19 protein-coding genes are annotated in these 19,679 nt (G+C 67.6%); 12 read left to right on the top strand and 7 right to left on the bottom strand.

Annotated features, from left to right (window positions below; translation table 11 throughout):
* Positions 1 to 36: 36 nt before the first annotated feature.
* The 8 genes from BLR21_RS29040 to BLR21_RS29005 all read left to right on the top strand — a co-directional run bounded on the left by BLR21_RS29040 (position 37) and on the right by BLR21_RS29005 (position 8,072).
* Positions 37 to 1,032, top strand: coding sequence for a LacI family DNA-binding transcriptional regulator (locus BLR21_RS29040; protein ID WP_090010848.1), 996 nt, complete (start codon positions 37 to 39; stop codon positions 1,030 to 1,032).
* Positions 1,033 to 1,147: 115 nt separating this feature from the next.
* A complete protein-coding gene (locus BLR21_RS29035; RefSeq protein WP_090010845.1) occupies positions 1,148 to 2,791 on the top strand; it encodes an ABC transporter substrate-binding protein in 1,644 nt (547 codons plus the stop codon).
* A complete protein-coding gene (locus tag BLR21_RS44735; RefSeq protein WP_090010842.1) occupies positions 2,791 to 3,711 on the top strand; it encodes an ABC transporter ATP-binding protein in 921 nt (306 codons plus the stop codon). Before BLR21_RS29035 ends, BLR21_RS44735 begins: the two co-directional genes overlap by 1 nt.
* A complete protein-coding gene (locus tag BLR21_RS29025; RefSeq protein WP_090010839.1) occupies positions 3,708 to 4,688 on the top strand; it encodes an ABC transporter permease in 981 nt (326 codons plus the stop codon). The genes BLR21_RS44735 and BLR21_RS29025 overlap by 4 nt, the downstream gene beginning before the upstream one ends.
* A 7-nt stretch (positions 4,689 to 4,695) precedes the next feature.
* Positions 4,696 to 5,514: an ABC transporter permease gene (locus tag BLR21_RS29020; RefSeq protein WP_090010837.1), complete on the top strand. Its 819-nt coding sequence runs from the start codon at positions 4,696 to 4,698 to the stop codon at positions 5,512 to 5,514.
* The gene (locus BLR21_RS29015; protein ID WP_090010834.1) at positions 5,511 to 6,467 is read left to right on the top strand and encodes an ABC transporter ATP-binding protein; all 957 of its coding nucleotides are present in this window, start codon (positions 5,511 to 5,513) and stop codon (positions 6,465 to 6,467) included. Before BLR21_RS29020 ends, BLR21_RS29015 begins: the two co-directional genes overlap by 4 nt.
* Before the next feature lie 135 nt (positions 6,468 to 6,602).
* On the top strand, positions 6,603 to 7,853 hold the full coding sequence (locus BLR21_RS29010; RefSeq protein ID WP_090010831.1) for a lysine N(6)-hydroxylase/L-ornithine N(5)-oxygenase family protein: 1,251 nt from the start codon (positions 6,603 to 6,605) through the stop codon (positions 7,851 to 7,853).
* Between the two features lie 21 nt (positions 7,854 to 7,874).
* The gene (locus tag BLR21_RS29005) at positions 7,875 to 8,072 is read left to right on the top strand and encodes an MbtH family protein (RefSeq protein ID WP_090010828.1); all 198 of its coding nucleotides are present in this window, start codon (positions 7,875 to 7,877) and stop codon (positions 8,070 to 8,072) included.
* Between the two features lie 135 nt (positions 8,073 to 8,207).
* Here BLR21_RS29005 and BLR21_RS29000 read toward each other — a convergent pair whose 3' ends face one another.
* A complete protein-coding gene (locus BLR21_RS29000) occupies positions 8,208 to 8,885 on the bottom strand; it encodes an SDR family oxidoreductase (RefSeq protein ID WP_090010827.1) in 678 nt (225 codons plus the stop codon).
* Positions 8,882 to 9,700: a DMT family protein gene (locus BLR21_RS28995; RefSeq protein ID WP_090010824.1), complete on the bottom strand. Its 819-nt coding sequence runs from the start codon at positions 9,698 to 9,700 to the stop codon at positions 8,882 to 8,884. Before BLR21_RS28995 ends, BLR21_RS29000 begins: the two co-directional genes overlap by 4 nt.
* Positions 9,701 to 9,764: 64 nt before the next feature.
* Here BLR21_RS28995 and BLR21_RS28990 point away from each other — a divergent pair, with 64 nt between their 5' ends.
* The 3 genes from BLR21_RS28990 to BLR21_RS28980 are packed head-to-tail and all read left to right on the top strand — an operon-like array spanning position 9,765 to position 11,664.
* The gene (locus BLR21_RS28990; protein WP_090010820.1) at positions 9,765 to 10,133 is read left to right on the top strand and encodes a GntR family transcriptional regulator; all 369 of its coding nucleotides are present in this window, start codon (positions 9,765 to 9,767) and stop codon (positions 10,131 to 10,133) included.
* Positions 10,133 to 11,008 carry an ATP-binding cassette domain-containing protein gene (locus BLR21_RS28985; protein ID WP_090011011.1) on the top strand — a complete coding sequence of 292 codons (876 nt, stop codon included), beginning with the start codon at positions 10,133 to 10,135 and terminating at the stop codon, positions 11,006 to 11,008. Before BLR21_RS28990 ends, BLR21_RS28985 begins: the two co-directional genes overlap by 1 nt.
* The gene (locus BLR21_RS28980; RefSeq protein WP_090010818.1) at positions 11,005 to 11,664 is read left to right on the top strand and encodes a hypothetical protein; all 660 of its coding nucleotides are present in this window, start codon (positions 11,005 to 11,007) and stop codon (positions 11,662 to 11,664) included. The genes BLR21_RS28985 and BLR21_RS28980 overlap by 4 nt, the downstream gene beginning before the upstream one ends.
* Here BLR21_RS28980 and BLR21_RS28975 read toward each other — a convergent pair.
* The 3 genes from BLR21_RS28975 to BLR21_RS28965 all read right to left on the bottom strand — a co-directional run bounded on the left by BLR21_RS28975 (position 11,661) and on the right by BLR21_RS28965 (position 14,971).
* Positions 11,661 to 12,104: a hypothetical protein gene (locus BLR21_RS28975; protein WP_090010814.1), complete on the bottom strand. Its 444-nt coding sequence runs from the start codon at positions 12,102 to 12,104 to the stop codon at positions 11,661 to 11,663. The genes BLR21_RS28980 and BLR21_RS28975 overlap by 4 nt on opposite strands.
* Positions 12,101 to 12,937 (bottom strand): DUF1996 domain-containing protein, encoded by an 837-nt coding sequence (locus BLR21_RS28970; protein WP_090010811.1) that lies wholly within the window; start codon positions 12,935 to 12,937, stop codon positions 12,101 to 12,103. The genes BLR21_RS28975 and BLR21_RS28970 overlap by 4 nt, the downstream gene beginning before the upstream one ends.
* A gap of 114 nt (positions 12,938 to 13,051) precedes the next feature.
* Entirely contained in the window at positions 13,052 to 14,971 is a 1,920-nt protein-coding gene (locus BLR21_RS28965) for an endo-beta-N-acetylglucosaminidase (protein WP_176929843.1), read from the bottom strand.
* Between the two features lie 241 nt (positions 14,972 to 15,212).
* On the opposite strand from BLR21_RS28965, the gene BLR21_RS28960 reads away from it, so the two are divergent.
* Positions 15,213 to 16,052 (top strand): dienelactone hydrolase family protein, encoded by an 840-nt coding sequence (locus BLR21_RS28960; protein ID WP_090010807.1) that lies wholly within the window; start codon positions 15,213 to 15,215, stop codon positions 16,050 to 16,052.
* A 62-nt stretch (positions 16,053 to 16,114) separates the two neighbouring features.
* On the opposite strand, the gene BLR21_RS28955 is transcribed toward BLR21_RS28960, so the two are convergent.
* Both BLR21_RS28955 and BLR21_RS28950 read right to left on the bottom strand, forming a co-directional pair.
* Positions 16,115 to 18,634, bottom strand: a complete 2,520-nt coding sequence (locus tag BLR21_RS28955; protein ID WP_090010804.1) for an ABC transporter permease — start codon at positions 18,632 to 18,634, stop codon at positions 16,115 to 16,117.
* On the bottom strand, positions 18,627 to 19,385 hold the full coding sequence (locus BLR21_RS28950) for an ABC transporter ATP-binding protein (RefSeq protein WP_090010801.1): 759 nt from the start codon (positions 19,383 to 19,385) through the stop codon (positions 18,627 to 18,629). Before BLR21_RS28950 ends, BLR21_RS28955 begins: the two co-directional genes overlap by 8 nt.
* Positions 19,386 to 19,679 lie beyond the last annotated feature (294 nt).

Below are 19,679 nucleotides of genomic sequence, written 5' to 3'. Positions count from 1 at the left end.
AAACCGGTTTCAGGAGGCGGCGGAAGGAAGTTCGGCATGCGTGTCACGATCGCGGAGGTCGCCCAACGCGCCCAGGTGTCCAAAGCGACCGTGTCACGTGTGCTGAACGGCAAGCCGGACGTGGACGCCTCCACCGCGCAGCGCGTTCGCAAGGTCATCGACGAGATCGGGTACGTGCCCAGTGCCCGCGCCGTCGGCCTGGCCCGGGGTCGTACCCGCACCGTCGCGATGCTCGCGCCGTCGCTCACCTGGCCGTGGATCGGTGAGGTGCTGCAGGGCATCGTCGACACGCTTGAAGCCGACGGCTACGGGTTGCTGCTCTACACGCTGAACCGCGGGCCTGAGTCGCTCAACCAGTTCGCGAACCACGTGTCCGCCAACGCTTTCGACGGGCTGCTGGTCGTCGAGCCACCGGACGCCCTGCACTACATCTCCACGCTCTACCGGGCGGGCCTGCCGGTCGTCATGATCGACGATCGCGGCTCGCACCCGGAGTTCCCTTCGGTGACGACGACGAACCGGCAGGGAGGCGCGGATGTCGCGAGGCATCTCGTCGCGGCGGGCCGCCGCAGGTTCGCCGTCGTCACCGGACCACCGCACTTCGGGTGCACTCAGGCGAGGCTGGACGGGTTCCGGCTCGCTTTGGCGGAAGCGGGCCTGACGCTGCACCCGGACCTCGTCGTCGACGGCGACTTCACCACGGAAGGTGGTGAGGTCGCCGTCGACAAGCTCGTCGCGAGTGGAATCCCGTTCGACGCCGTGTTCGCGCAGAACGACCTTTCGGCGGTCGGAGTGCTGCGGGCGCTGCGGGAATCCGGCAGGACCGTCCCCGGCGACGTGTCGGTGGTCGGCTTCGACGACGTCCCGGTCGCGGGACACACCGAACCTCGGCTGACGACGATCCGCCAGCCGGCACAGGAGATGGGTGCCGCCGCCGCGCGGATGCTGCTCTCCACGCTCGAGGGACAGCCGATGCCCGACCACCCGCTGGTGCTGCCGACCTCGTTGATCGTGCGCGAATCCGCGCCCTGACCCACCCGCTCCATCACAACTGAACGGACCGGCCAGGCCACCGCATGCGGCCTGGCTAGTTCGCCGTACGTATGAGAGAGCGCTCTCATACATCGTCGTATCGGGAGATTCCCCCATGCGCAGAACAGTCATCGTCGCGTTGGCACTGGCGCTCGCGGCGACCGGTTGCTCCTCTGGTGGCGCCACCAAGGCCGCCGGAGTGCTGACCGTGGGCATGCCCAACGGGCCACTGACCGAGAACCACAACCCGTTCCTGCCCACGTCGGCAGCGGGTTCGCTCGGCTACCGATACCAGATCTACGAGCCGCTGGCGTTCGTGAACAACACGCGCCCGGCCCAGGACCCGGTGCCGTGGCTCGCCACGAAGTGGGACTGGACGCCTGACTACAGGAAGGTCACCTTCACGATCCGGGAGAACGTGAAGTGGTCCGACGGCAAGCCGCTCACGGCCGCTGACGTCGCCTTCTCGTACGAGATCCTCAAGAAGTGGCCGGCGCTCAACAACCGCGACTCGCTCAAGGTCGAGACCGCCACGGCCACGCCGGACGGCAAGGTCGAGGTCGCGTTCGCGAGCCCGCAGTTCGTGAACCGCAACAAGGTCATCAGCGCGATGGTGGTTCCGCAGCACGTGTGGAGCACCATCCCGGACCCGACGACCTACACGAACCCGAAGCCCGTCGGCACCGGTCCGTACGAGCTGAAGTCGTTCACCTCGCAGACCGTCACGATCGCGCGGCGCGCGGAGTACTGGCAGGAACTGCCCAAGGTCCCGGAGATCCAGTACACCTCGTACAACGACAACACGGCCCAGACCACCGCGCTGGCGTCGGGTGCGACCCAGTGGTCCTACGTCTTCATCCCGGACTACCAGAAGCTGTACGTCGACAAGGACCCGGCGCACCACAAGCTCTGGTTCCCGGCCGGTCTCGGCATCCACGGCCTGTGGCTGAACACGACGGTGGCGCCGTTCGACAACGCCGCGCTGCGGTCCGCGATGAGCGACGTGATCGACCGCGAGGCGATCTTCGTCAAGGGTGAGGCCCGCCTGTTCCCGAAGCTCGAGTCGAAGACCGGCATGCCGTTGCCCGCCGGTGACTCGTTCCTCGCGCCGGAGTACAAGGACGCGAAGTTCAAGATCGACGTCGACGGGGCGAAGCAGAAGCTCACGGCCGCCGGCTTCAAGCTGGAGGGTGACGTGCTCAAGGCGCCCGACGGCAAGCCGGTCACGATCGAGCTCACGAACCCGTCCGGCTGGTCGGACTACCTGACGGTCCTCGACATCATCAAGGGCGACCTGAAGAAGATCGGCATCGAGGCGACCGTGCGCACGCAGACCGCGGACGCGTGGACGACCGACTTCGCGAACGGCTCGTTCCAGGGCTCGCTGCGCTGGACCAACACCGGCGCGACGCCGTACGAGATGTACCAGAACATCATGGACGGCGCGGAGATCAAGCCGATGGGGCAGACCGCGGCGGTGAACTTCGGCCGCTACAACAACCCCGAGGCGACCGCGGCACTGGCCGAGTACGCGAACGCGCCGGACGACGCGGCGCGGGCCAAGGCCCTCGCGGTGCTGCAGAAGATCATGGTCGAGCAGGTCCCCATGATCCCGACCTCCGCCGGTCCGATCGGTGCGGAGTACAGCACGAAGAACTGGGTCGGCTGGCCGACGGAGGAGGACCCGTACGGTCCGCCGCAGGCCACCTTGCCGAACGCCCTGCAGATCGTCATGAAGCTGAAGCCCGCGGGGTCTTGATGAACACAGTGCCTTATTTTGAGGCAGCGCTTGAAGCGAAAGGTCTGGTCAAGACCTACAAGCGCGTGCGCGCGGTGCAGGACGTCTCCATCGTCCTGCGCCGCGGGCGCGTGACCGCCCTCGTCGGCGAATCCGGGTCGGGCAAGTCGACGGTGGCGAAGCTGCTCGCGCGGCTCGTGGAACCCACCTCCGGCGAGATCCTGCTGGACGGCGAGAAGGTGCGCAGGGTCCGGGAGTACCGGCGCAAGGTCCAGATGGTGTTCCAGGACCCCTTCGCGTCCCTCAACCCCGTCCACACGATCCGCTACCACCTGACCCGCCCGCTGAAGATCCACAAGCGGACGGAGACGGTGGAGGAGCTGCTGCAGCGGGTGAACCTCCCGGCGGACTTCGCCTCGCGGTACCCGCACGAACTGTCGGGCGGTCAGCGGCAGCGCGTCGCGATCGCACGCGCGCTCGCCGCGAACCCCGAGGTGCTGCTCGCCGACGAGCCGGTGTCCATGCTGGACGTCTCCATCCGGCTCGGCGTGCTGAACCTGTTGCTGGACCTCAAGGAACGGCTGAAGCTCGCGGTCCTCTACATCACCCACGACATCGCGTCGGCGCGCTACTTCGCGGACGAGACGTTCGTGATGTACGGCGGGCAGATCGTCGAGGGTGGCGACAGCGAGTCCGTGACGCAGCGGCCCGCTCACCCGTACACGCAGCTGCTGATCGAGTCCGCGCCCGACCCGGAACGGTCGGTGGTCGCGCTGGACGCACCGCTGGAGGAGACCGCCGAGGTCTCCACCGGCTGCCAGTTCGCGCCGCGCTGTCCGAAGGTGCAGTCCCGCTGCTGGACCGAGGCGCCACCGCGCACCGAGGTCGATCCCTACGGGCACTGGGCGGCCTGCTGGTTGTACGTGGAGGCGGCGGCATGACGTTCCTGCTCCGCCGTGCGCTGTTCTACCTGGTCACCCTCTGGGCGGCGATCACGGCGAACTTCCTGCTGCCGCGCCTGCTTCCGGGCGACCCGGTGCAGGCGATGATCACCAAGCTCGGCGGGCGGCTGAACAGCGACGCGATGGCGTCGCTGTACGTCCTCTTCGGACTCGACAGGAACAAGTCGATCTGGGAGCAGTACGTCGACTACTGGGGTTCCCTGGTGCAGGGCGACCTCGGGCTGTCGTTCACGTTCTTCCCGACGCCGGTCGCCGACGTGCTCGCGCAGTCGATGCCGTGGACGCTCGGACTGGTCGGCGTCACCACGGTCATCGCGTTCCTGCTCGGCACCCTGCTAGGTGTCTACGCAGGCTGGAAGCGCGGTTCGTGGATGGACAACCTCATCCCGATCACGACGTTCCTGTCGTCCATCCCGTACTTCTGGCTCGGGCTGATCGCGATCTCGTTGTTCTCCGTGACGTGGCCGCTGTTCCCGGCGTCCGGCGGTTATGCGCCGGGCCTCGTGCCGGAGTTCTCCGGCGAGTTCATCGGCAGTGTTCTGGAGCACGCCGTACTGCCCGGCATCACGATCATCGTGAGCTCGGTCGCCGGCTGGATCCTCGGCATGCGCAACATGATGGTGACCGTGACGGCGGAGGACTACGTGCTCGTTGCGCGGGCCAAGGGCCTCACGCCGAAGCGGGTCATGTTCGCCTACGCGGCACGCAACGCCGTGCTGCCGTCGATCTCGGGTTTCGCGCTGTCGCTGGGTTTCATCGTCGGCGGCGCCCTGCTGGTCGAGATGGTGTTCTCCTACCCGGGCCTCGGTTACGTGCTGTTCCAGGGCATCGGTGCGAAGGACTACCCGTTGATGCAGGGCGTGTTCCTGGTGATCACGCTGGCGGTGCTGGTGGCGAACCTGCTCGCGGACATCGGCTACCTGCTGCTGGATCCGAGCACGCGGCGGGAAGGCTGATACTCCGATGAACTTCAAGACCAAGCTGGGCCTCGGCATCCTGGCCTTCTTCGCGCTGATCGCGGTGGTCGGCGAGTGGATCGCGCCGTACGACCCGTCCGCGATGAGCGACGACCTGCTGTCGCCGCCCTCGGGAGCGCACTGGTTCGGCACGACCATGACCGGGCAGGACATCTTCTCCCAGGTGCTCGTGGGCACCAGGGGAGTGATGGTCGTCGGGCTGGTGTGCGGCGTGCTCGCGACGTTCCTGTCGATCCTGGTCGGGGTGACCGCAGGGTTCCTCGGCGGGGCGGCCGACGAGGCGTTGTCCATGCTGTCCAACATCTTCCTGGTGATCCCGGCGCTGCCGCTGATCATCATCGTGGCCTCGATGCTGCCGTCGGCGGACACGGTCCTGATCGCGGCGGTGATCAGCCTGACCGCGTGGGCGTGGGGCGCGCGGATTCTGCGCGCGCAGACCATGTCGTTGCGGCGCAGGGACTTCGTGGAGGCCGCGCGGGCGTCCGGGGAACGGACCTGGCGCATCATCGTGTTCGAGGTGCTGCCCAACCTGCTGGCCGTGATCGGCTCCGGCTTCGTCGGCACGGTGATCTTCGCGGTCATGCTGCAGATCACCCTGTCGTTCGTCGGCGTGATCTCGCTGTCGACCTGGAACTGGGGCACGATCCTGTTCTGGGCGCAGAGCAACCAGGCGCTCGGTCTGGGCGCGTGGTGGTGGTTCGTCCCCGCCGGCCTGTGCATCGCGTTGCTGGGCACGGCGCTGGCTCTGATCAACTTCGGGATCGACGAGTACGCGAATCCCCGGCTGCGGAAGGTGCGTGCATGACCCCGGTGCTGGAGATCCGCGATCTCTCGGTCGACTACGGCAGCCTGCGAGCCGTGCACAACGTCTCGCTGACGCTGAACGCGGGCGAGGTGCTCGGTCTGGCAGGAGAGAGCGGCAGCGGCAAGTCCACTTTGGCCTATGCCGCGACCCGGCTGCTGCAGACGCCGGGCAAGGTGCCGTCCGGTGAGGTGCTGTTCAAGGGCCAGGACCTGCTGTCGCTGACCGACAAGCAGTTGCAGGTGCTGCGGTGGAACGAGATCGCGATCGTGTTCCAGGGCGCGATGAACGCCCTGAACCCGGTCATCTCGGTCGGCACGCAGATCGACGACGTACTGCGCACGCACCGGCCGCAGATGACGCGCCCGCAGCGGACGGCCCGTGGCCGCGAGCTGCTGTCGCTGGTCGGCATCCCGGCCGACCGGCTGTCGTCGTACCCGCACCAGCTCTCCGGCGGCATGCGGCAGCGCGTGATGATCGCGATGGCGCTGGCGCTGGAACCCGAGATCGTCATCATGGACGAGCCGACCACCGCGCTCGACGTGGTGGTGCAGCGGCAGATCCTCGGCCAGATGATGCGGCTGCGCGAGACGCTCGGCTTCTCGGTCGTCTTCATCACCCACGACATCTCGCTGCTGGTCGAGTTCTCCGACCGCATCGCGATCATGTACGGCGGGCGCGTGGTCGAGGAGGCAGCGGCGAGCGAGATCTACCGCGCCGCCAGGCACCCGTACAGCCAGGGCCTGCTGGGGTCGTTCCCGGCGTTGCGCGGCCCGCGTCGTGAGCTGAAGGGCATTCCGGGCTCGCCCCCGGACCTGCGGTCGATGCCGTCCGGCTGCCCGTTCCATCCGCGGTGCCCGTCGGCGATGGACGTGTGCGGTGAGCGGATGCCGTCACTCGAGTCCGTCGAGGAGAGCCGCCGCGTGGCGTGCTGGTTGGAGGACGTGCGCGTCTGAGCACGCGTGGTCGTGCTCGATCCGGGGTCGAATGGCGCTCCAGCGGTGTAGATCACGCCCGAAAGCACTAGCTAAGGCATACCTTAGTTAAGTTAGGGTTACTTTACGCCACTGGAGTGCCAGGAGAGGATCGCGATGGAACCGGTGTTAGACCTGGCCGGAATAGGCTTCGGGCCGTCCAACCTCGCTCTCGCGATCGCCGTGGAGGAACACGCGCTGCCTGTCAGGGCTCGCTTCTTCGAGAGGCAGCCCCGCTTCGGCTGGCATCGGGGGATGTTGCTGGAGGACGCCACGATGCAGGTGTCGTTCCTCAAGGATCTTGTCACGCTGCGCAACCCCACCAGCGCTTTCAGCTTCCTCTGCTACCTGTGCGACCGCGGCCGGTTGATCGACTTCGTCAACCACAAGAACCTCTTTCCGCTGCGCAAGGAGTTCCACGACTACTTCGAGTGGGCCGCGGAACGGGTCGGGCACCACGTGTCGTACGGCGCGGAGGTCACCCAGGTCCGGGCGGTCGACGACGGCTTCGAGTTCACCGCCGACGGGCAGCAGGTCAGGACGCGCAACCTGGTGCTGGCGACCGGCCTCGAGGCCAACCTGCCGGACGGCATCGAGCCGAGCGACCGGATCTGGCACAACAAGGACCTGCTGACCCGCGTCGACACGCTGAAGGACCCGCGCCAGGTCGTCGTGGTCGGCGCCGGGCAGAGCGCCGCCGAGGCCGTGGCCTTCTTCCACGACCGGTTCCCGCAGGCCGAGGTGCACGGCGTCTTCGCACGCTACGGCTACAGCCCCGCCGACGACAGCTCGTTCGCGAACCGGATCTTCGACCCCGCCGCCGTGGACGACTTCTACGCCGCGCCGGAAGAGGTCAAGCGCAGGCTCATGGGCTACCACGCCAACACGAACTACGGCGTGGTCGACGGCGACCTGATCGAGGAGCTCTACCGCCGGGTATACCGCGAGAAGGTCGTCGGCAGGCCGAGGTTGTTGCTGCACAACACCTCCAAACTCAGCGACGTGACGACCGACGGCAAGTGCGTGGTCGAGTCGCTCGCCGACGGCGGCAGGCTGCCGATCGACGCCGACGTGATCGTCTACGCGACGGGCTACCGCCCCGCGAACCCGGTCAGGCTGCTCGGCGACCTCGCCGGCCACTGCGAACGCGACGACCTCGGCCGGCTGAAGGTGACCCGCGACTACCGTGTCGTCACGGACGACGGCCTGCGCGGCGGCATCTACCTGCAGGGCGGCACCGAGCACACGCACGGCATCACGTCGTCGCTGCTGTCGAACACGGCCGTGCGCGTCGGCGAGATCCTCGACTCGGTGCTGCGGCGGGTCGCGCAGCAGCAGGCAGAACCGAAGCTCCAGGCAGTCAAGTAGTTCCATGAGGAAGGACCCGTCATGACCAACCCGTTCGAGGACCCGCAGGGCCGTTTCTTCGTGCTGGTCAACGAAGAGCAGCAGCACTCGCTGTGGCCGGTGTTCGCGGAGGTGCCCGCCGGGTGGACCAAGGTGTTCGGCGAGGAGAGCCGCGAGGCCTGCCTCGCTTACGTCGAGGAGAACTGGACGGACCTGCGCCCCTTGTCGATCCGTGTTTGATTGCCGCTGCTCCCCAGACGGCGGTGAGTTCGCCGGGAAGTCGGTCGTCCGGCCGACTCGCTCATACCGAAATGGGCTTCGCCGATTTCGGCATGAGCGGGTGACCGGACGACCGACGCGAACTCACGTAAGCAGTCAGCCGAGGTAGTCCTCGAACGTGCGCACGCCTACCGCGCGGCCGGGAGTCAGGTTCCCGCCCGCGCGGTAGGCGCGATAGGTCGCCCCAGGCACCTTCAACGGCACGAGCGTGCGCTTCTTTCCCGTGGCGGCCAGGTACATTCGCGCGAAGTCGACGGCTTCACGGATCTCCGGCCCGCCCATCTCGGGTGCCTTGCCCGCCGGCGGCGCCTGTGCCAGCGCCGCCAGTTCCAGGCCCACCTCGGCCTCGTCGACCGGCTGGAACCGGAACCCCGGCACGAGCATCAACGGAAGCTTCGACGTGCCGTCGAACATCTTGCGCAGCAACGAGTGGAACTGGGTGGCCCGCAGAATCGTGTGCGGCACACCGGAATCGATGATCACCCGTTCGGCGGCGAGCTTCTGCTTGTAGTAGGGGAGCGGCACCTCGTGGCAGCCGACGATCGAGATGTAGACCAGGTGCGCGGGCTTCGAGGCCAGCACGGTCCGCGCCATCCGCACCTCGTGCCGGAACGACGTCGCGCAGTGTACGACCACGTCCGCCCTGAGGGCTCCCAAACCCGTGCCGCGCAACAGATCCGTGCCACTCGAACGCGACACCGACCGTGCGCCCGGCAACGCTGCGACGACGTGCCTGCCCAGCGATCCGCTGCCACCCGTGACGACGAAAGTCATGCCGTCACTCTGACACGGTGGTAGTAGGCCAGCACGACGGTGCCCGACACCGCGGCGACCGCGCTCACCACCAGGCCGGCCTGCGACAGGCCGCTCATGCCCGTGCCCTCGCCGAGCAGCTTGATGCCGATCCACGCCGCAACGATGGGGTTCACGACGGTCTGCCCGGCCACGACGAGATCCGGCGGTCCGGCGGCGTACCCGAGCTGGATGAACCACGCCCCGGTCAGGAAGGCGACGGCCAGCCCGCCGAGCGAGATCCACTCGATCACGGGAAGCCCGGTCGTGACGTCCCTGACCAGCACGGCAACGAGTCCGTACGCGATGCCGGCGCCCAGGGAGAGCGCCAGGGCCCGGACGGCGCCCACGGTGAAGGTGGCGGCCACGACGCACACCAGCACGCCCGCGACGACGAGTTGGCCGGCTTGTAGCGCGACCTTCGGCGACACCTCGGTCGGCACCGCCTGGCCTGCCGTGATGGACACGAACACGACGATGCCCGCCGTCGCGACGAGCACGGCGACCGCGAGCAGGCCGGACAGCCGTCGTGCGCGGCACACCGCGATGATCGGGATGGCCAGCGCGTTCAGCGGGGCGACGACCGAGACCGGGGCCAGTGACAGCGCGACGATCTGCAGGATCGCGCACGCGAAGAGCACCAGGAAACCCTGGACCCAGCGGCGGGACCGCACGAGCTGGAGTGCGGAAGTCAGCTTCAGATCGTCTGTCTCACGGACACCGGCGTGCTGCCACATCGCGCCGAGTGCGCTGCACCCGGCCGCGAGTACCGCGCACAAGATCGCGACCCCGACCACGTGGCCAATGCTACGCCGTCACTGCTATGGTTCATTACATGAGTAACGAACCAAGGAACTAGCGATGTTCGACGACCGGAGCCCGATCTACCGGCAGATCGCCGACCGGATCAAGGCGGACGTGCTCAGCGGGGCGTTGAAGGCGGACGAGCAGGTCATGTCGACCAACCAGTACGCCTCCTACTTCCGGATCAACCCGGCCACCGCGGCGAAGGCCTTTCAGCAGCTCGTGGACGAACAGGTGCTCTACAAGAAGAGGGGGATCGGGATGTTCGTGAGCGCTCGGGCTCGCGACATGCTGCGGGCACAGGGGCGGGAGAACTTCTTCGGAGAGGTCGTGGACCCGATGGTCGCGGAAGCGCTCGCCATCGGCATTCCGCTCGCCGATGTCATCCGCCGGATCGAACAGCACGAGAACAACGGGGGCGTGTGATGCGGGTCGACGTGCAGGGCCTGACGGTGCGCTACGGCGACGTGACGGCCATCAACGACATGAGCTTCTCCTTGTCCGGCAACAAGATCTACGGCCTGCTCGGCCGCAACGGCTCCGGCAAGACCAGCCTGATGTCGGCGCTGGCGGGCTACCGCAGGCCTTCAGGATCCGTTCAGCTCGACGGCCTGCCGGTCTTCGAGAACGCCGCCGCGATGCGCCAGGTGTGCCTGGTCCGCCACACCGCCGACGCCGCGGACAAGAGCGACAAGGTCGCGTACGTCTTGGACCACGGCGCCGCGTGGCGCGACACCTGGGACAACGACTACGCGCTGAAGCTCGCCGACCTGTTCAAGATCGGGCTGAAGACCAAGGCCGGCGAACTGTCGCTCGGCCAGCGGTCCGCGCTCGGCGTCGTGATCGGCCTCGCCAGCCGCTCGCCGCTGACGATGCTGGACGAGTCGCACCTCGGCATGGACACGCCGACCCGGTACGCCTTCTACGACGCGCTGCTCCACGACTTCATGGAGCACCCACGCACGATCGTCATCTCCACGCACCTGATCGAGGAGCTCTCCTCGTTGCTGGAGGAGGTGCTGATCATCGACGACGGCCGGCTGGTGCTGCAGGAGGAGGCCGACGTGCTGCGCTCGCGCGGTACCGAGGTCACCGGCAACGCCTCCGACGTCGACGAGTTCACGGCCGGGCTCACCGTGCTCGGCGAGAAGTCGCTGGGACGCACGAAGGCCGCGATGGTCTACGGCGCGCTGGAGGACGAGCAGCTGGTCCGCGCCCGCCAGCTCGGGCTGGAGCTCGGCCCGATCGCCCTGCAGGACCTGTTCGTCCACCTCACCGAACCGGTCGGAGGGAAGCGGTGAAGATCTTCCGTCACCTGAACGCCTCGCTGCTCATCTTCTGCGCGATGGTCGCGGCAGGCGCCTTCGTGTTCGTCCTCGTGGTCACGTTCGCGGTCTCGGCCTTCCGGGGCATCGAGATCAGCGGGTGGAACGTCGTGACGTCGCAGATCGCGCGCTGGTTCCTGTTCTGGATGGGCATCTACGTCATCCACAACATGCTGCCGATCGCCGTCGCGCACGGCCGGACGCGCCGGGAGTTCCTCGCTGGGGCATCCGCCTTCACCGTCGTGCTCGCGCTGCTGATGGCGGTGCTCGGATGGCTCGGGTTCGCCGCGGAGGGTGGGATCTACTCGCTCATGGACTGGAACGCCGATGAGCACGGCTCGCCGGTCGCCTACTTCCTGATGTTCCTGGTGTGGTGCACGACGGGCATGTTCTGCGCGGCGGCGTTCGACAGGTTCGGCGCGGGCGGCATCTTCTCGGTGCCGATCGGCGTGGTGCTGGTGGCGGTCACGACCGTGGACATCCCTGGATCGGGCAACCTTCCGTTCATCCCGAACCTCCCCGTCCTGTTGGGCGCGGGCTGGCACGCGGTGTCGGTGGCTGCGTTCCTGGTCGCGCTCGCCTGCACGTGGGCGATCGCCCGGGACATGCCGGTGCGCCTGCGCACCACCTAGTCCGCCAGTTCCGCCATGCGGTGGCGTTCCATCAGCTTGACCACCTCGGCGGTCGGCGGGTGGGTGATCGCCTGACCTGCCGACCTCAGCACCTCCAGCGACTCGGTGAGGTGCGCGCGCACGAACTGCTTCAGCGCGTCCGGGCTCGTGGAGGCGAGCTGGATCTCGGCGTCCGTCGGCATGCCCGGCATGTCGTGCCCGGCGTGGTTGTTCACGTACGGCGCGTCGAGCAGCTTCCTCAGTGCGGTGAGCTCGATGTTCCGGTTCTCCCTGAGTTCGGCGCAGTCCGTGAGGCCGAGTAGCTTGAGCGCCTGCTCGTCGGTCGCGATGGCCAGCTCGACGAACGCTCGTTCCGTTGCGCCGTAACCGTTCTGGGGAGGTGGCGGGGGCGGAGCCTGCTGGCAGGCCGCGAGAAGGCCAGCCAGCAGGAGCGTTGTCATCCGTGGTTGCCGTTGTGGTCGCACTTGATCACCACGTTGAGACAGTTGCGGACGCGGCGCTCCATCTCGGCGCGCGGCCACACGTTGAAGAAGTCACCGTGCATCGTCTGCCCGGTACCGGAAGCGAGTCGCAGCCCGGCCGTGCTGCCGTTGACCGGATACCGCAGCACCATGCGCAGCTTCGGCACCGGGACGGGGTGGCTCGCCGGGCAGCCGCCCGCGACCGGGTACGACATGTGGGACCTGTGGTCGGCCGAGTCGAGGTTGCGGCCGTCCCAGCACTGCGGGAAGTCCAGGTACGTCTCGAGCATCGTGCCCGCCGGGCAGGTCACGAAGTTCTTGGACGGGTTGACGTGCCCGGCGTGCAGGCAGGACCAGCGCGCGATGCTGTCGGCGTCGCCGGTGGCCTTCGCGTTGCCCGCCACGATCTTCAGCCCGTACGGGGTGGGCTGGATCGCCGCCGGGTTGTTGACGCCCTCACCGAGGTAGTAGAACGTGACGCCGGTGGGGGCGATCGCGGTGTTGTTCCGGTACAGCGTCGGCACCCAGTACGACGAGATGTCCGAGGCCGGGTTGCAGTTGCCGCTCTGGCCCTCCAGCGACTGCTGGGTGGAACGGGCGTTCGTCGAGTGGTTGCCGAAGAAGTCGTGGAAGTGCGAGGCACCGGCCAGGTTCGGCAGGACGATCGGGTCGTCCGCCAGGCGATGGCTGATCGGGCACTCCGCGAGGAACTCGGCCACGCGGACGGGTTCTCCTTGTGCCGCACCGGGAATGCTGAGCGCGGTGGCTGTCAGTCCGATGACGGCGGCGATGTGGAACCAGGGCTTCCTCATTGAAGCTTTCCTCTCCGCAGCAGGATTGGGAGAGCGCTCTCACGCCTGTCGAGCATGACGCAGCCCGTAATCGGCCGTCAATCCGTAAGAAATGTTCAGAAGTACCGGTTTTCTTCAAGAGAAAATGACACAGCTCGCGGGCGGCGAGACGTCGAACGCCTCGCTGACCGCCTCGACCTCGATCCGCGCGGTCTCGCCGGTGTTCAGCGGGATCGCCGGCACGAAGTAAGCGTCGTTCGCCGTGCCGCCGAGGAAGATCCGCTCGGAACCGGTCCACCGGTAGACCCGGTACTGCCGGATCGCACCGGGTGAGCGCGTCCAGGTGAGCCGTGCCGATACTGTCGTGGCGTTGGTGCGGCTCACCTGCTCGACCTGAAGGCCCGACGGTGCCGCCGGGGGAGTCATGACCGGGTTCGTGACACCGATCCGGCCGATCAACGCGGTGATCGCGGCTCCCGGCAGGACCCGCAGGGAGATCTCCGTGAGCGTCGCGCCGGAGTGCTCGCCCAGCGGGAACACGCTGCGCCGCCACGCCCCGCTGACGCCGCCGAGGTCCAGGACGCGTTCGGTCGTGCCGAACCGCAGGACCGCCTGCAGGCGCGACGGACCGGTGCCGGTGCGGTGCACGACCTCGAACTGGCTGCCGCCGGTCAGCTTCAGCGACGTCGCGAACAGCCGGACGTCGTTGACGGACCGCGGTGTGCCGGTGATCTTCAGCGCGGTGCCGCCGTCGTACGGGTCGTCCCAGTCGAGCGACGGCGTGACCTTCGTGCCGGTGCCCGTGACGCTCCACCGCCAGGTCGGCAGGACGTCCTGCAGCGACAGGTTGTTCCAGGCCTGCGCCGACCGGACCGTGCCGTCGACGGCGAACTTCCTGCCGTGGCCGGTGTTGAAGTTCGTGACGAACGGCAGCGACGTGATCGGGGTCAGCTCGGTGACGTAGTGGGCGACGCCCTTCCAGTTCGCCGTCGTCGTGGTGTTCGCCGGGTCGCCGTTCGGACCGACCCAGAACCTGTTGTCACGGGCGTAGAAGTCGGCGGGGCTCGTCGCCGACTTGAACGTCCACTCCGGACGGTAGAAGCCGAGCGACGTCACGTGCGGCCTGCCCTCGGGGAAAACCGAGGCCCAGCCGACGCTGGTGTTGTACCCGTTGGATTCGACGTCCACACCGGACGCCAGGTCGTACGGGCTGCGGCCCATCTGCCGGGCGAGCGCGGCGGAGTTCGCAAGTCCCTGGGTGCTCCACCAGAAGTTCATGAACATCTCGTCGGACTGCTCGAAGAACATCCGGTTGCGCGCGGTCAGGGCGTTCTGCCAGCTGACGCTGCCGCTGTCGGTCATCGCGTCGTACCAGATGACCCGCAGCCCGGACTTCTTCAGGTAGACGATGAAGTCGCGCATGTCGTTCGCGAGCTGGGTGTCGCCGCCGGCGGTCTCCTGGTTGAGGAACCAGCCGTCGAACCCGTAGTGCCGTGCGACCTGGATCATCTTGTCCGCCACGGGGAACCTGTCGCCCTCGCGCCGGACGAAGTCGCGGACCCACTGGATCTGGCCGCCGTACGCCGTCGGCGGAAGGAACACGTTGCCGATCACGCGCACGCCGTTGCGGTGCGCGGCGTCGGTGACGGTCGGGTTCGGCGCGAGGATCAGGCCCTCGGACGCCGAACCGCCCCAGAACACCAGTTCGTCGATGTACTGCCAGTAGTTCGTGGCGTAGTAGTTCATGTCGAGCGCGCCCTGCGCCGGGTTGCCGCTCGTCGGCGCGTAGCCCACCAGCGCCTGCACTCGGGCCTCGTTCGGATGGGCGTGCGCGTTGGCCGGTCTGGCCGGGACGACGCGTCTCGCGAGCGGCACCGCGCTGCGGTTGTACCTCGCGTCCCGGTCGGTCGACGGATCCCAGTCGAGGATCGTGGCCGGATGCCAGTAGGACGCGTACGGCTGCGCGACATCGGCTGCGGACGCGGGAGTCTCGGACAGCAGACCCGTGAGTGCTGCTGTGGAGCTCAGAACGAGGAACTGTCTCCGAGTGGGCACCAGATCACCCTCGTGGGCCGTCTGATCGGCCGCATACCGCCGCTGCGGTGACTGGACAGGACGACAACGTCCCGGTCCGCTGCGGTGGGTGACGAGCCGGTCCCGGGGAACATTCCGTCGAACAGCGTCGAAACGTCCCCGTAACCATCCATGTGGCCGAATCCCAGGGAGGCTACTGGGCGGTAGCGTGTGGCTCGCCGTCGCTTCTGGCTCCCCTGCAACCATTCGAGGTGTCTTCGTCGTGCGCATCAAACCCATGCTTGCGGCGCTGGTCCTGGCGCTGATCCCAGCCACCGCCCCCGCCGTCGCCACAGCGGCGGCCAACCCCTACGAACGCGGCCCCGCGCCCACGGTCGCGTCGGTCGAGTCCTCCCGGGGCACGTTCGCCGTCACGTCCGCGGCCGTCGCCCGCCAGTCGAACTTCGGCGGCGGCACGGTCTACGCCCCGACCAGCGATCTCACGTTCGGCGCTGTCGCCGTCTCACCCGGCTTCACCGCCACCCAGACCTCGGTCGCGCACTTCGGCCCGCGACTGGCGTCCTACGGGTTCGTGGTGATCACCATCAACACCCTGTCCGGCTTCGACGACCCGGACAGCCGCGGCCGTCAGCTGCTCGCGGCGCTCGACTACGTGGTCCGCACCAACCCCCGCGTCGACGCCTCGCGCCTCGCCGTGATGGGCCACTCCATGGGCGGCGGGGGAGCGCTGCGCGCCTCCGCGACCCGTCCCGCCCTGCAGGCCTCGATCCCGATGGCCGGCTGGCACACCACCAAGAACTGGTCGACGGTCCGGGTGCCGACCCTGGTGCTCGGCGGCCAGAACGACCCCACCGCACCCAACTCGCAGCACTCCACGCCGTTCTACAACTCGATCACGGCCGCGCCGGACAAGGCGTTCCTCGAACTGCGCGGTGGCAACCACTCGGCGCCTCGCAGCGACAACGTGACCGTGCGGAAGTACACGCTGTCGTGGCTCAAGCGTTTTGTGGACGACGACGTGCGCTATGACCAGTTCCTGTGTCCGGCACCCGCACCGAACACGCTGATCTCGGCTTACCGGGACACCTGCCCGCACGCCTAGATAGATGAAGGTGATGTGCCACAACACGACGGCTTGTGGCACATCACCTTCAAACACAGCTCTTACTCGTAGGCGATCGCGTCCAGCACGTTCAGACGCGCGGCCCTGATCGCGGGCAGGATCGCCGCGATCACGCCGACGAACGCCGCCACCACCAGGTACTGGACCATGGTCATCCAGGGCAGGCCGATCTCGGAGATGCCCTGGTCCTTCAGTGCCTGCACGGTCGCGATGCCCAGGGCGAGACCGACCGCGAGGCCGAGCACCGCGCCGAACACCGAGATCACCACCGACTCGACGGTGATCATCCGCATCACCTGCGCGCGCCGCATGCCGATGGCCCGCAGCAGACCCAGTTCGCGGGTCCGCTCGATCACCGACAGCGCCAGGGTGTTGATGACGCCGAGGACGGCGATCAGGATCGCCAGCGCCAGCAGGATCTGGATCATCAGCAGGACCGTGTCGAACTGCGAGGTCGTCTGCTTCACGAACGCGCTGCGGTCCTGGACGGTGATCTCCGGGTTGTCCGCGAACAGCGGTTCGACGCGCTTCTGCACGTCCGCCGCCGACACGCCCGGCGCGACCTGGACGAACGCCTGGGCGATCTGGTCGGACCGGAAGTTCGCGGAAGCCGACTCCGGCAGCACCAGCGCGCCCTGCAACACCTGCGACTTCACCCAGATGAAGCCGACCGTGTAGGTCTTCGGCTCACCCTTGGCCAGTTGCAGCGTGACCTTGCTGCCCACCGACCAGCCCTTCTCGGCCGCCATCTCCTCCGGCAGCGCGAGCTGGTCGTCCTTCAGCGGCGCGATGGTGCCGGACTTCGGCTTCAAAGCGAACATCGTCGCCATCGCGGGCAGGTCCGTGACGCCGACCGCGAACATCTGGTTCTCGCCCTCGAGCACGCCGTCCTGCGACCAGCCGACCGCCGACCTGACGCCATCGGTCTTCTCGACGCGAGTCAGGACGTCCCGCCTGAACGTCGCGGGCTGGCCCTCCATCTGGCCCTCGCCGGAGATGATCAGGTCTGTCTGCAGCTGACCGGAGGCCAGCTTCTCGATCGACTTGGTCGCCGACGTCAGCACCACGCTCACGCCGGTGATCAGCGAGATGCCGACCATCAGCGCGGCCGCGGTGATGGCGGTGCGGCGCGGGTTGCGCGCGGAGTTGCGGCGGCCCAGCAGGCCGGGCATCGACCACGACAGCAGGCGGCCGATGAGCGACACCATCGGCTTGGACAGGATCGGCGTCAGCAGCGCGACACCGACGAACGCCACCAGGATGCCGCCGAAGATCAACGGCAGCGAGGCCTGGTTGAAGCCGAACGCCAGCGACGTGCCACCCGCGGCGGCCACCAGGGCACCGGTGATCGTGATCTTCGTGAGCGGCCGGTCCGGCGTGGCCGCCTCGCGCATCGCCGCGACCGGCGCGATCCGCGACGCCCGCAGTGCCGGCATGACGGCCGCGACCACGGTGACGATCATGCCCACCGCGAACGACGAGATGATCGCCGACATCGGCGCGCCGATGCTCGCGAGCTCCAGGCTCGAGCCGCCCAGCGAGCTGAAGATCTTCGCCAGCAGCGCGCCGATGCCGATGCCCGCCCCGAGACCGACGATCGACGCGATCAGGCCGATCACCAACGCCTCCAGCACCACGGACCCGATGACCTGGCCGCGTGAGGCGCCCATCGACCGCAGCAGCGCCAGTTCCCTGGTGCGCTGGGCGACGATGATGGAGAACGTGTTGAGGATGATGAAGATGCCGACGAACAACGCGATGCCGGCGAACCCGAGCAGCACGTAGTTGAAGAACTTCAGGCCCTCGTTGATCTGGTCGGCCTGCTCCTTCGCCAGCACCGCACCGGTCTTGACGTCGTAGCCGGAGCCCAGCTTCGCCGCGACGGCGTCCCGCAGCGCGTCGTCCGTGGTGCCCTGGGACGCCGTGACGGTGATGCCGGAGAACACGTCCTTCTTGCCCAGCAACAACTGTTGCGCGACCGGCTCGGTGAACGCCACCGACAGCTCGCCGCCCAGCGAGTCACGGCCGCCCGCGTACTCGTAGATGCCGGTGATCTTGAAGGTCTTCTTGGGCTCCAGGGTCAGCAACGCGATGTCGTCGCCCACCTTGAAACCACCGGTCGTCGCGAGGTAACCGCCGACGGCGACCTCGTTCTCGGTCGCCGGAGCCTTGCCGTCGCGAATCTTCTCCTGGCCCGTGCCGGTCCAGTTGAAACCGAACCGCGGCGAGCCCGACGTGGTGATGACCTTGCCGTTCTTGCCGATCGGCCGCGCCGACCCCTGCACGTCACCGACGGCCGACGCCACGCCCGTCACCGACTTCACGTCCGTGATCGCCTGCGGCGTCAGCGGTTCGGGCTGCTTGCCCTTCTCCGCCTTCGGCGTCACCGAAACGTCCACATTGGCGTAGGCCGACGAGAACAGGTCGGTGAACGACCGCTGGAGCGTGTCGGTCAGCACGAACGAACCGGACACGAACATCACGCCCAGCACCACCGCGAGCGCGGACAGCACCAGCCGGAGCTTGCGCGACAGCAGGCTCTTGAGAGTCGCCTTAAACATGCGGCACCGCGACAACGGAGTCGAGGTGCTTCATCGTGTCGAGAACCTCTTCGGCCGACGGCGACAGCAGCTCGCGGACGATGTGGCCGTCCTTGAGGAAGATGACACGGTCGGCGTACGACGCCGCGTTCGGGTCGTGCGTGACCATCACGATCGTCTGCCCGAACTCGCGGGCGGACCGCTGCAGGAACCCGAGCACCTCGGCACCGGACTGCGAGTCCAGGTTGCCGGTCGGCTCGTCCGCGAACACGACGTCAGGGCGCGACACCAGAGCACGCGCACAAGCAACGCGCTGCTGCTGGCCACCCGACAGCTGCGTCGGCCGGTGGGTCAGCCTGTCCCTCAGACCCACCGTGTCGACCACGACGTCGAACCAGGCCCTGTCGACCTTCTTGCCGCCGATCGCGAGCGGCAGCGTGATGTTCTCCTCCGCGGTCAGCGTCGGCAGCAGGTTGAACTGCTGGAAGATGAAACCGACCTTGTCCCGCCGCAGCTCCGTCAGCCCGCGGTCCTTCAACCCGGTGACCAACGTGTCACCGACCCACACCTCACCGCTGGTGACGTCGTCGAGCCCTGCGAGGCAGTGCATCAACGTCGACTTGCCCGACCCCGACGGGCCCATGATCGCGGTGAACCTGGACTTGTCCAGGTCGACGCTCACCCCCGCGAGCGCGGTCACGGCAGCGTCGCCGGACCCATAAGACTTCCAAACGTCGACGGCTCTGGCCGCGACTCCATCGGACGCGCTCACTCGTCTGTTCCCCTCTGTGGCTCTCTTGTGCGCACCATCTTCCGCGAAGGCACCGCACCGCAGAGTCAGGTTCTCCCCTGAGATGAACCCTGAATCAGCGTGCCCCTACCCCCGGGAGAACACGCTGAGAAACCCATCAACTGCGGTGCGTGCGCACTGTCGCGTGGTTGCGAGAGGAACGATATTTCACCGATGGCACAGTGTCTTCAGCCTTCGGATGACCAGGCCGTCAACTTCCGTCGCATGGGGACGGTCGGTTTCATCGGCCATGAAACCAATTTCGCGCGGAGGCCT

This window comes from Lentzea albidocapillata subsp. violacea (genome assembly GCF_900100275.1).
In the GTDB taxonomy this organism is placed as follows: domain Bacteria; phylum Actinomycetota; class Actinomycetes; order Mycobacteriales; family Pseudonocardiaceae; genus Lentzea; species Lentzea violacea.
This window is presented reverse-complemented; position numbering and strand designations above follow the sequence as displayed.